Here is a 10,931-nt window from a genome sequence, read left to right as displayed (position 1 = left end):
GCGGCAGGACCGATCAGCACGGCCTCGTCGGCCTCGCGGACATGCAGGGCGCGGGCGTCGGCCTCGGAATAGACGGCGATGGTGCGGATGCCCATCCGCTTTGCCGTACGGAAGACGCGGCAGGCGATCTCGCCGCGATTGGCGACCAGGACGGATTTGAACATGGCCATTACATCCGGAACACGCCGAACACCGTGTCCGGGATGGGGGCGTTGAGGGTGGCGGAGAGGGCGAGGCCGAGGACGTCGCGGGTCTGGACCGGGTCGATGACGCCGTCGTCCCACAGGCGGGCGGTGGCGTAGTAGGGGTTGCCCTCATCCTCGTATTTCTGGCGGACCGGGGCCTTGAAGGCTTCGGCCTGTTCGGGCGTCCAGGTGTCGGCGTCGCGGTGGACGGTGGCCAGGACCGAGGCCGCCTGTTCGCCGCCCATCACGCTGATGCGGCTGTTCGGCCAGGTGAAAAGGAAGCGCGGCGAATAGGCCCGGCCGCACATGCCGTAGTTGCCGGCCCCGAAGCTACCGCCGATCAGGACGGTGATCTTGGGAACCTCGGCGCAGGCGACGGCGGTGACCAGTTTGGCGCCGTGCTTGGCGATGCCCTCGGCTTCGTATTTCCCGCCGACCATGAAGCCCGAGATGTTCTGGAGGAACAGCAGGGGGATCTTCCGCTTGCAGGCCAGTTCGATGAAGTGGGCGCCCTTCTGGGCGCTCTCGGAGAACAGCACGCCGTTGTTGGCCAGGATGGCGACCGGATAGCCCCAGATGCGGGCGAAACCGCAGACCAGGGTCGTGCCGTACAGGGCCTTGAATTCCTCGAACTCCGAGCCGTCGGTGATGCGGGCGATGACCTCGCGCACGTCATAGGGGGCGCGCACGTCGTCGGGGATCAGGCCGTAAAGTTCCTCGGCCTCGAAGGCCGGCGCGCGGGGCTCGCGGACGTCAAGGGAGACGGTCTTGGTCGTGTTCAGGGAGGCGACGATGTCGCGCACGATCTGAAGCGCGTGTTCGTCGTTCTCGGCGACATGATCGACGACGCCGGACTTGCGGCTGTGGGTCTCGGCGCCGCCCAGTTCCTCGGCCGAGATGACCTCGCCGGTCGCGGCCTTCACCAGGGGCGGGCCGGCCAGGAAGATGGTGCCCTGGTTCCTGACGATCACCGTCTCGTCCGACATGGCGGGGATATAGGCGCCGCCCGCCGTGCACGATCCCATGACGCAGGCGATCTGGGGGATGGCCTTGGCCGACATCCGCGCCTGATTGAAGAAGATGCGCCCGAAATGCTCCCGGTCGGGAAAGACCTCGGCCTGGTGCGGCAGGTTGGCCCCACCGGAATCGACCAGATAGACGCACGGCAACTCGTTCTGCTCGGCGATCTCCTGCGCCCGCAGATGCTTCTTCACCGTCATCGGGAAGTATGCGCCGCCCTTCACCGTCGGGTCGTTGCAGACGATCATGACCTCACGCCCCGACACCCGTCCGATGCCGCAGATCATGCCGGCACCGGGAGCGCCGTCGGGGTCTTTCGCATCGCCATACATGCCGTTGGCGGCCAGCTGGCCGATCTCCAGGAAGGGCGAGCCGGGGTCCAGCAGGCGTTCGACCCGGTCCCGAGGCAACAGCTTGCCGCGCGAGACGTGCCGGTCGCGCGAGGCGTCCGAACCCCCGCGCCCGGCCTTGGCGACCTTGGCGCGCAGTTCGGCGTTGAGCGCGCGATTATGGGCGTTGAGCGCCTTGAAGGCCGCGCTGTTCGGATCGATCGAGGAGGTCAGGCGGGGCATCAGCTTCCCAGCAGTTCGCGGCCGATCAGGAAGCGGCGGATCTCGTTGGTCCCCGCGCCGATGTCGTACAGCTTGGCGTCGCGGACCAGGCGTTCGACCGGCCACTCCTTCGTATAGCCTGCACCGCCCAGGGCCTGGACCGCTTCCAGCGACACCTTCACCGCGTTCTCGGACGCCAGCAGGATCGCCCCCGCCGCATCGTAGCGCGTGGTCTTGCCCTGATCGCAGGCGCGAGCCACGGCATAGACATAGGCGCGGGCGCTGTTCAGAGCGACATACATGTCGGCGACCTTGGCCTGCATCAGCTGGAAGGAGCCGATGGGTTTGCCGAACTGTTTGCGGTCGCGAAGGTAGGGCAGGACCACATCCAGCGCTGCCTGCATGATGCCCAGCGGGCCGCCCGACAGCACGGCCCGTTCGTAGTCGAGGCCACTCATCAGGATGGCCGCGCCCTGGCCCGGTGCCCCCATGACGTTCTCGGCCGGAACCTCGCAGTCCTCGAACACCAGCTCGGCGGTGTCGGAGCCGCGCATCCCCATCTTGTCGAGCTTCTTGGAGACGCTGAACCCCTTCATCCCCTTCTCGATCAGGAAGGCGGTGACCCCGCCGTTGCCGTCGCCGGTCCGGGCATAGACCACAAGGGTGTCGGCGGTCGGCGAGTTGGTGATCCAGAATTTCGTGCCGTTCAGGATGTAGCGGTCGCCCCGCGCATCAGCCTTCGTCCGCATCGACATGACGTCGGAGCCTGACCCCGCCTCCGACATGGCCAGCGACCCCAGATGCTCGCCCGAGATCAGCTTGGGCAGATACTTCGCCTTCTGCTCTTCATTGCCCCAGCGCCGAATCTGGTTGACGCACAGGTTGGAGTGAGCGCCGTAGGACAGGCCGATCGAGGCCGAGGCGCGGGAGACCTCCTCCATCGCCACGACGTGCTCGAGATAGCCCATCCCCAGCCCGCCGTACTCCTCCTCGACCGTGATCCCGTGCAGCCCCAACTCGCCCATCTCGGGCCACAGGTCGCGGGCGAACTTATTGGTCTCGTCGATCTCGGCGGCGCGCGGTGCCAGCCGGTCGGCGGCCCAGCGGGCGGTCGTCTCCCGGATCATGTCGGCGTTCTCGCCGAGGCCGAACTCCATGGACTGCGGGGCGAAGGGAATGCTCATGAACAGGCCTGATGCGAGAGTGTCTCGTCATCCTAGCCCGACAAACCGGCCGTCGAAATTGCGAAATTCACCCCGATCGGGGGCAAATGATGCACAGGCCGACCCATTCGGGCGGCCGTGCCGACGCGATCAGTCGTCCTTGGGCTTTTCGCCCGCGTCGCTGTCGTAGCGCAGGCCAAAGCTGGTGCTTCGGCCCGGATAGACGATGCCGCTGCCCAGGAAGAAGGGATCATAGGCCCCGCGATAGCCCGGACCGTACAGCAGGGCGTCGGGGCCGCGCCCGGGATAGCCGTATCCGTAGCCGTAACCCCAGGGGCTGTTCTTCGATTCGCTGTAACTCAGATCGACGCGGCCGGTCTCGCCGATCGGGATCGAGACCCGGCCGCCGAAGGCGGTGTAGTCGCCCGACCCGACGGCGGCGAAGACCTCGCCATGCATCTTGCGGTCGTCCGGCTGGTCCCAGGGATCGCGGCCGAGGCTGTCGTCGTCGAACGGCTTGGTGTTCGCCCTGCCCTGCCCGATCCAGCCGTCGATCTGCTGGGCGGTGGTCAGGCCGTGGGGGGTGATCGTCTGGCTGGAGGCCGGAGGAATCTCGCCGGCGACGGGGGCGACGGCGTCCAGTGTCACCGATTGCCGGCCGGTCGGTGCCGTCGTGACCACGGCCTCGGGATCGTTCGCGCCCGACAGGGCGGCGGCGGCGAGGACTGCGATCAACATGCGGCGAACTCCAGCGACACAGATACCCTAGCGAACAATGCGGCCAAGGTCAGGCGTTTCCGTCTCCGCGCCGCAACGGATCGGGCAAAGGCTGGCCCTCCTCGACGAAGGTCAGGGCGACGGAGTTGATGCAGTAGCGCAGGCCGGTCGGCGGCGGGCCGTCGGGAAAGACATGGCCCTGGTGGCTGCCGCAGCGCGCGCAGGTCGTTTCGGTCCGGGTCATTCCGTAGGAGCGATCGACGATGGCGGTGACATGCGCCTCGTCCACCGGCTGGGTGAAGCTGGGCCACCCGGTGCCGCTCTCGAACTTGGTCGTGGCCTTGAACAGCGGCAGGCCGCATTCGCGGCAGCAGAAGACGCCGGGACGCTTTTCGCCCAGCAGCACGCCACAGAAGGGGGCCTCGGTCCCATGGGACAGCAGGACCCGCTTTTCTTCGGCGTTCAGGTCGGCTTCCAGCGCGACCCGCTGCCCCTCGGAAGGCGGGGTCAGGTCATAGCCGGAGGCGGAACGCGGCGGGGTCGGGACGGTCGATGTGTCGGTCATGGCTCTGAAATAGGAAAGGCCGGCCGAGGTTGCACCCCGACCGGCCCAAGTTTCCGACGCGCTCAAGTAGCGAGCGACCGCGTCGTGAGCGTAGCGCGGGCGCCTTGCGCCCACTCCGGCTACTGCATCAACGTCGCGACCCAGGCGCGAACCGCCGCCTCGTCCGCCGGGTTGCCGGTGTAGGCCAGGGGGCCCGTCGGGGTGAACGGCGTGTTGTTGGCGCGCTGGCGCGAGGTCCAGGCCTTGTGGCCATAGCTGAGGTCCGAATAGTTGGACGGCAGGCGCATGGTCGTCTGTTCGATGAAGATCGAATCCGTTGCCGTGACCGATCCCGCCAGCTTGACGTTCGGCAGGCGCGTCAGCAGGTCCAGCGTATCCAGGCAACCGCCCGAGCAGCCGCTGTCGACCAGCACGACCACCGGTCCGGCGATCGGGTTGGCGGCACCGGTGTCCGGCGTCGCGGGACGGCCGGCCAGGGTGAAGCTGCGTTGACCGGAGGCGAGCGCCGCGTCGAAGGCGGCGACGATGGCCTGGGTTTCCTCGATCACCGGCGCGCTCTCCTGAACGAAGCGCGGGTCGGCCTGCATCCGGCCCAGGGTGGCGGCGTACCACGCACGGTTTCCGGGGGTGGCGCGATAGGTGATCTCGCCGGCGGCCGGCTGGCGGCTGACGGTGAACTCGGGCGTCCAGATGCGGTTGGCCAGGCCATAGCCGCGCGCCGTCGAGGTGTAGGATTGGCCCCGCGCGCCGCGCAGATCCAGCACGAAGCCGTTGCGCAGGGCCGGGCCTTGCGCCTGGACCGCCGCGTTGAAGGCGTCCCAGCCGGCGGTGTCGGCAAACGAATGGACATGCAGCCACGGACGGCCGTTGACGGTCTCGATGCCCAGCGGGGTCGGGCCGGGCTGATAGACGGTCGAACGGTAGGCCGCTTCCAGATCCGCAATGACGGGCGGTTGCGGCGTCAGCCGGAACTCACGCGAACGACCACGGCCACCGACCTGGAAGTTACAGGCACCGGGCGTGCCGGTCGTGAAGGGGTTGTTGCGGTTCCACAGCAGGAAGGGGGCGGTGTTGATCCGGCCGGCCTCACTGGTCAGGTCGCCTTCCCAGCGATCCAGCTTGTCCTGAGCCATCTGTTCGGCGGTCTTGCCGCCGCAGTCGACGAGGACGGCACCCAGGGGCGGCGTGCCGCGAACGCCGGGCTTGATATAGGTCACGACATATTTGCCGCCGCGCCAGCCGGTCGTGAAGCCCGGCCACTGGATCGCGAAATAGGGGCTCAGGCCCTCGAAGCTGGGCGTCATGGCGATGTTGGAATCGCGGAAGCCGCGCGCATAGTAACGCATAAGATAGGCGTGGCTGTCGCCCGAGTTGACCTGGGCCACCTTGGCCATGGCGTCGGCCAGGCCTGCGTCGATCCAGCCGTTGAAGGTCTGGGCCGCGGCCCCGCCGACGACGGCCGCCGGGTGGTTGGCGCGCAGCTCATCGTGCGCAGCCTGAAGATCCTGACGCGCAAAGGCCCGGAAATCCTGGGCGGTCGCGGCCCCTGCGGCCATGGCGAGCGCCGCAAAGGCGGCGGCGGCGGTAAACAGTCGATGCATGAAAGCAGGCTCCAGAGCCGGTCACGAAGGGATGAGAGGGTTAAAGCGATCCGCGCCGGACTTGCCAAGCCCGATCCCCCGCGAAGCGACCCCAGGAGCCGATTTGTCGCGAAGATCACGGCGACAAAGGGGCGGCCGGACCGATCCGCGATTGCATATCAACGTCACGCGAGACTAGGCTGACCCGTCGCAACCCACGGTCATCGCCATGTCCAGCCTCTTTTCCGCCCAGGGCCGCATCCGGCGTAGCGAATGGTGGCTGTTCACCATCGGCCTCGGCATTCTGAGCGTCGTTCTGACCTTTGGGATCACCGGCCTGGTTATCGGTTGGGACGATCTCGCGTCTAGCGTCGAGCCCGGCGCGGACTGGCGCGCGCTGGCCATCCGATATGGGATCGCCTTACTGTTCCTGTGGCCGCTGATGGCCGTTTCGTTGCGGCGGGCGCATGACCGGAACGGATCCGGGTGGGTCGTCGTGCTGGCCTGGGTGCTCAATCTGGGAGGAGAGATCGCCGCCTTTTTCGTGACACCGGGATCGTCAGAAGAACTTCTGGTTTTCCCGGTCTATCTGGTTTCCGGGGTTCTAGGGCTGTTCCTGCTGATCACACTGGGCTTTCTGGACGGTACGCAAGGCCCCAACAGATACGGCCCATCGCCCAAGGGCGCGGGAAGTCGCAACTATCAGGCACCGACCGCCTGAGTATTAAATCCACCCTCGCAAGGTGGAACGGTGGTCTGCGTCGGGCCGAACAGGGTGTGAAACGCAGACTTCAACGCCGCATCCGCCTCGTCCATCGTGGCCAGGACGCCGAGATCGACCAGACTGGTCACCCCATGCTCGGTGATGCCGCACGGCACGATGCCGCCGAAATGATCGAGGTCGGGCTCCACGTTCAGGCTGATGCCGTGGAAAGTGACCCACTTCCTGACCTTGACGCCGATGGCGGCGATCTTGTCCTCGCGCGACCAGCCGGCGCCCTTTCGCTCGACCCAGACCCCGACGCGACCCTCGCGCACCCCGGCCTCGACCCCGAAGGTCCCCAGGCTGTCGATCAGCCACTGCTCCAGGGCGCGCACCAGCCGGCGGACGTCGCGACCACGGGCGTTCAGGTCCAGCATCACATAGGCCACCCGCTGGCCGGGGCCGTGATAGGTATATTGCCCACCGCGTCCCGATCGATGAACCGGAAACCGCTGCGCATCCAGCAGGTCGCCGTCCTTGGCCGAGACCCCGCCGGTATAGAGAGGGGGGTGCTCCAGCAGCCAGATCAGTTCGGATGCCTCGCCCGCCGCGATCGCCGCGACCCGCGCCTCCATGGCCGCGACGGCGTCTTCATAGCCGACGAGGCCGGTCGAGACCGCCCATTCGACGGGTCGGCCGTCATCACGGTGTAGCCGAATTCCGGCGGGGCTTAACGGGTCGGCAAGCATGAGGACTCAATGTGGCGTCGGGGGCCCCTGCGCAAGGGCTGTCGCTTGCGCGGCCCCTTGCATGAACCGAGTACGCCTTGAGCCAGATTGACGCCGTCGATGTCGAGATTTCCGTCGTGCTGGGCCGGTCGGTCCTGCCGATGTCGCAGCTATTGAGGATGGGTCGCGGCGCGGTGATCCCTCTCGACGCCTCGGAACACGACGAGGTTTGGATCCTGGCCAACAACCATCCCGTCGCGCGCGGCGAGATCGAAATCCGTGACGACCGCATCGCGATCACCGTGACGCGGGCGGCGGACGTCTATGACTTCATGGCGGGCGCGGCGTGACCTGAGGCAACAGGCAACAGGCAACAGGCAACAGGCAACAGGCAACAGGCAACAGGCAACAGGCAACAGGAGGCCAGTGCCCTGGCTGACATCAAGGGTCATCGCGATCTGGTCGTCTGGCAACGCTCGATGGATCTTGTCGAAGCTGTCTACGTCGCAACGCGGACATTTCCCCGCGATGAGATGTTCGGATTGACCTCCCAAATGCGACGGGCCGCCTCTTCCGTTCCAGCCAATATCGCGGAGGGATATGGACGCGGCACCCGCGCGTCCTATCTAAGCTTTCTCCGCATCGCTCGCGGCTCCTTGAAAGAGCTCGAGACGCACATCGAAATTTCGTCGCGGGTCGGTTTGCTCGCCCGAAGCGAAATGGACCCGCTTCTTGAACGCAGCGATGAACTCAGCCGGCTTCTTCATGGCCTGATTTCCAAGGTCCAGTCCGCTTGATCCAGGCTCCTTCTGTTGCCTGTTGCCTGTTGCCTGTTGCCTCGCCCTAAAGCCTCCGCTATCAGCCGCCCTCCGATGCGAGCGGTCGTGGCGGAATTGGTAGACGCGCAGCGTTGAGGTCGCTGTGGGGCAACCCGTGGAAGTTCGAGTCTTCTCGACCGCACCATCGATAGACGAATCAGGGATAGACTCCGGCTTCTACCAAGGCTGAGACCACCGAGAGAGGGAGGCACCCGCGTGAGCGACCAGACCACTCTCGACCCTGACGTCATCATCGAAGACCACGAGGCGCTGGACGAGGACTATGTCCTGACGGCCGCCTTCGTCGAAAAGGTCGTCGACGCCGCCGACGACGGCCAGGGCATGCGGCTGCGGTCGCTGCTGGAAGACCTGCACCCCGCCGACGTCGCCGACCTGATGGGCTTCCTGACGGCCGAGCACCGGGCCGTGGTCGTGCTGTGGCTGCCGCCCGAACTGCTGGCCGAGACCCTGCCGGAGCTGGACGACAATATCCGCGAGGAGGTGCTGGAGCGCGTTCCCAACGCCACCCTGGCCGAGGCGCTGCAGGAACTGGATTCCGATGACGCCGCCGCCGTCGTCGAGGACCTGGAGGACGACCAGCGCGAGAAGGTCCTGTCGGCCATGCCGGCCGGCGACCGCGCCGCGATCGAAAGCTCGCTGGGATACGCGGAGGACTCGGCCGGCCGCCTGATGCAGCGCGAGGTTATGGCCGCGCCCGCCTTCTGGAACGTCGGCGACACCATCGACCACATCCGCCGCCAGGGCGACGACCTGCCCGAACTGTTCTTCGACATCTATGTGGTCGATCCGCTGAACCGGCCCGTCGGCGGCCTGCCGATCAGCCGCCTGCTGCGCAGCGCGCGCAGCGTCGCCCTGACCGAGATCATGGAGCCGATCAACGACATCGCCGTCGATCAGGACCAGGAAGAGGTCGCCTACATCTTCGAGAAATATCACCTGATCTCGGCGCCGGTGATCGATTCCGCCGGGCGGCTGGTCGGCCAGATCACCGTCGATGACATCGTCAACATCATCCAGGAAGAGAACCGCGAGGACATCCTGCGCCTGGCCGGGGTGCGCGACGAGGACCGGGGCTCCTCCGTCACAGAGATCGTGCGCGGTCGTGTGCCGTGGCTGGCGATCAACCTGTTCACCGCCGTGATCGGGGCCAGCGTCATCGGCTGGTTCGAAGGCACGATCCAGCAGATCGTCGCCCTGGCCATCCTGATGCCGATCGTCTCGGCCATCGGCGGCAATGCGGGTACCCAGGCCCTGACCGTGACCGTCCGCGCGCTCGCGACGCGCGAGCTGAACAGTTCCAACGCGCCCCGGACCTTCATGCGCGAGCTCGTGGTCGGCGTGGCCAACGGCCTGATCCTGGCCCCCCTGATCGGGGTGGCGACGGCGATCTGGTTCCGGGACGAGAACTGGAAGATCGGTCTGGTCATCGGCGCGGCCATGGTGCTGAACCTGATCGTCGCAGCCACCGTCGGGGTGCTGACGCCCATCACCCTGTCCAAGCTGAAGTTCGACCCGGCCGTGTCGTCGGCGGTGTTCGTCACGGCGACGACGGATTTCTTCGGATTCCTGATCTTCCTGGGGCTGGCGACGATCGTCCTGGTCTGAGGTCGGCGTCCCGCCGGCGGAATTCGGTTTGCGAACGTCGGCGCCTGCGCATAGTGGCGGCGCGGCCCTTGCTGGTTCCCTCCCCGGGCGAGCGCGTCCGTCTCGATTTGGGTCAATCCAGTGTCCGAACCCGTCATGCAGCGACTGAAGATTTCCCGCGAGGGGATCATCCTGATCAAGAGTTTCGAGGGGTTCCGGCCCCACGCCGTGCGCCGCGACGACGGCCGCTGGGTGATCGGATACGGCCACACCCTGTCGGCGCGTGAAGGCGGGGTGGTGTCGGAAGCCGACGCCGAGCTGCTGCTGCAATACGACCTGCTGCCCGTCGCCGCCGCGCTGAACGGCGTTCCAGGCTCATTGAACCAGCACCAGTTCGACGCCCTGGCCAGCTTCGTCCATTCGATCGGCCTGGACCGGTTCCAGGGGTCCGACGTGCTGTCACGCCTGACCGCCGGTGCCCAGGGTGAGGCTGCCGACGCCATCATCGGCTGGGCCGACCCGTCGCCGGCCGATGCGGGGATGCGTCGCCGCGCCGCCGAACGCGCCCTGTTCGTCGCCGATCCCGGACGGCCGGTCGCCCTGGCCGAACTGCTTTCGGCCCCCCTGCCGCCACCGCCCGTCAGCGCGCCCGAGATCAGCGTTCCAGATGCCGATACGGGCACCGACACCGCGCCCGCTGCGGAGGAGCCGATCCCGGCACACTCGTCGCCCGACCCTGAAGTCGAGACGGCCGTTGCGGACACGGCATTGATCGACCTGCCCGCGAGCGATGATCGTCCGGGTGATGTCGAAACCTCGCCCGGCGAAGGCGACGATTCCGCCGCCGTGCTCGAAACGCCGACCGCCATCGATGCCGGCGAAAGCCCTGCCGATCCGACCCCGGTGCTGGACGCCGGAGAGGGACCACCCGACGACGTCACGGACGACGCCTCGCCCCTGGACACCGACGCCATCGCGGCGGATCTGCCCGAGCCGCATCATCCCAGCGTGTTCGATCCGACGGCCCAGGCCTCCGACGATTTCCTGGCCGGTGCCGACACCGAGACCCAGGTTTCACCGACCGGCTTCGGCACTACCGCCAGCGTCCCCGGTAGCCAGCGCTATTCCGCCTACGCAGGCGAGATCGTCGGCCCCCTTCCCGGCCTGGCCGTCGAGGCAGCACCCCCGTCTACCGAAATCGCCGTCAGCAATGACGCCGTGCCGGCCGTCGCAGAGCAGGCGGCCGAACCCGCGCCCATCGAGATCCCGACCTTCCAGCCCTCGATCGCGGCCGCC

At 67.1% G+C, this 10,931-nt stretch carries 12 protein-coding genes and 1 tRNA gene; 6 read left to right on the top strand and 7 right to left on the bottom strand.

The features are described from left to right. From ACILQR_RS12950 to ACILQR_RS12925, 6 genes are all read right to left on the bottom strand, one after another. The coding region (locus tag ACILQR_RS12950) for a biotin carboxylase N-terminal domain-containing protein (RefSeq protein WP_395651816.1) at window positions 1-164 on the bottom strand (164 nt) is incomplete at its 3' end. A 5-nt stretch (window positions 165-169) separates the two neighbouring features. After that, window positions 170-1,777, bottom strand: a complete 1,608-nt coding sequence (locus tag ACILQR_RS12945; RefSeq protein ID WP_395651814.1) for a carboxyl transferase domain-containing protein — start codon at window positions 1,775-1,777, stop codon at window positions 170-172. Then, window positions 1,777-2,940 carry an isovaleryl-CoA dehydrogenase gene (locus tag ACILQR_RS12940; RefSeq protein WP_395651813.1) on the bottom strand — a complete coding sequence of 388 codons (1,164 nt, stop codon included), beginning with the start codon at window positions 2,938-2,940 and terminating at the stop codon, window positions 1,777-1,779. Before ACILQR_RS12940 ends, ACILQR_RS12945 begins: the two co-directional genes overlap by 1 nt. A gap of 129 nt (window positions 2,941-3,069) precedes the next feature. Further along, entirely contained in the window at window positions 3,070-3,657 is a 588-nt protein-coding gene (locus tag ACILQR_RS12935) for a hypothetical protein (protein WP_395651812.1), read from the bottom strand. Between the two features lie 49 nt (window positions 3,658-3,706). Then, on the bottom strand, window positions 3,707-4,201 hold the full coding sequence (gene msrB, locus ACILQR_RS12930; RefSeq protein WP_395651811.1) for a peptide-methionine (R)-S-oxide reductase MsrB: 495 nt from the start codon (window positions 4,199-4,201) through the stop codon (window positions 3,707-3,709). Between the two features lie 119 nt (window positions 4,202-4,320). After that, window positions 4,321-5,802: a hypothetical protein gene (locus ACILQR_RS12925; protein WP_395651810.1), complete on the bottom strand. Its 1,482-nt coding sequence runs from the start codon at window positions 5,800-5,802 to the stop codon at window positions 4,321-4,323. A 208-nt stretch (window positions 5,803-6,010) separates the two neighbouring features. Between ACILQR_RS12925 and ACILQR_RS12920 the strand changes: the two genes are divergently transcribed. Beyond that, complete coding sequence (locus tag ACILQR_RS12920) at window positions 6,011-6,502, top strand: DUF805 domain-containing protein (RefSeq protein WP_395651809.1); 492 nt, start codon at window positions 6,011-6,013, stop codon at window positions 6,500-6,502. Here the strand turns inward: ACILQR_RS12920 and lipB are convergent. Next, window positions 6,484-7,233, bottom strand: coding sequence for a lipoyl(octanoyl) transferase LipB (lipB, locus tag ACILQR_RS12915; RefSeq protein ID WP_395651808.1), 750 nt, complete (start codon window positions 7,231-7,233; stop codon window positions 6,484-6,486). The two genes, ACILQR_RS12920 and lipB, sit on opposite strands and share 19 nt — an antisense overlap. A gap of 77 nt (window positions 7,234-7,310) precedes the next feature. On the opposite strand from lipB, the gene ACILQR_RS12910 reads away from it, so the two are divergent. The 5 genes from ACILQR_RS12910 to ACILQR_RS12890 form a co-directional block, all read left to right on the top strand. After that, a complete protein-coding gene (locus ACILQR_RS12910; RefSeq protein WP_271144734.1) occupies window positions 7,311-7,562 on the top strand; it encodes a FliM/FliN family flagellar motor switch protein in 252 nt (83 codons plus the stop codon). A gap of 81 nt (window positions 7,563-7,643) precedes the next feature. Beyond that, window positions 7,644-8,009: a four helix bundle protein gene (locus ACILQR_RS12905; protein ID WP_395651815.1), complete on the top strand. Its 366-nt coding sequence runs from the start codon at window positions 7,644-7,646 to the stop codon at window positions 8,007-8,009. A gap of 81 nt (window positions 8,010-8,090) precedes the next feature. Continuing rightward, window positions 8,091-8,175, top strand: a tRNA-Leu gene (locus tag ACILQR_RS12900). Between the two features lie 71 nt (window positions 8,176-8,246). Continuing rightward, entirely contained in the window at window positions 8,247-9,656 is a 1,410-nt protein-coding gene (mgtE, locus tag ACILQR_RS12895; protein WP_395651807.1) for a magnesium transporter, read from the top strand. Between the two features lie 120 nt (window positions 9,657-9,776). Then, a partial coding sequence (locus ACILQR_RS12890) for a glycoside hydrolase family protein (protein ID WP_395651806.1) occupies window positions 9,777-10,931 on the top strand: 1,155 nt, incomplete at its 3' end.

The sequence above is a fragment of the Brevundimonas sp. genome (genome assembly GCF_044239655.1).
Taxonomy (GTDB): Bacteria; Pseudomonadota; Alphaproteobacteria; order Caulobacterales; family Caulobacteraceae; genus Brevundimonas.
This window is presented reverse-complemented; position numbering and strand designations above follow the sequence as displayed.

What these genes read in the sequence shown, in the direction of transcription:
- ACILQR_RS12945 (WP_395651814.1), bottom strand. Translation starts at nt 1,777, where the DNA reads ATGCCCCGCCTGACCTCCTCGATCGATCCGAACAGCGCGGCCTTCAAG.
- ACILQR_RS12940 (WP_395651813.1), bottom strand. Translation starts at nt 2,940, where the DNA reads ATGAGCATTCCCTTCGCCCCGCAGTCCATGGAGTTCGGCCTCGGCGAG.
- ACILQR_RS12935 (WP_395651812.1), bottom strand. Translation starts at nt 3,657, where the DNA reads ATGTTGATCGCAGTCCTCGCCGCCGCCGCCCTGTCGGGCGCGAACGAT.
- msrB (WP_395651811.1), bottom strand. Translation starts at nt 4,201, where the DNA reads ATGACCGACACATCGACCGTCCCGACCCCGCCGCGTTCCGCCTCCGGC.
- ACILQR_RS12925 (WP_395651810.1), bottom strand. Translation starts at nt 5,802, where the DNA reads ATGCATCGACTGTTTACCGCCGCCGCCGCCTTTGCGGCGCTCGCCATG.
- ACILQR_RS12920 (WP_395651809.1), top strand. Translation starts at nt 6,011, where the DNA reads ATGTCCAGCCTCTTTTCCGCCCAGGGCCGCATCCGGCGTAGCGAATGG.
- lipB (WP_395651808.1), bottom strand. Translation starts at nt 7,233, where the DNA reads ATGCTTGCCGACCCGTTAAGCCCCGCCGGAATTCGGCTACACCGTGAT.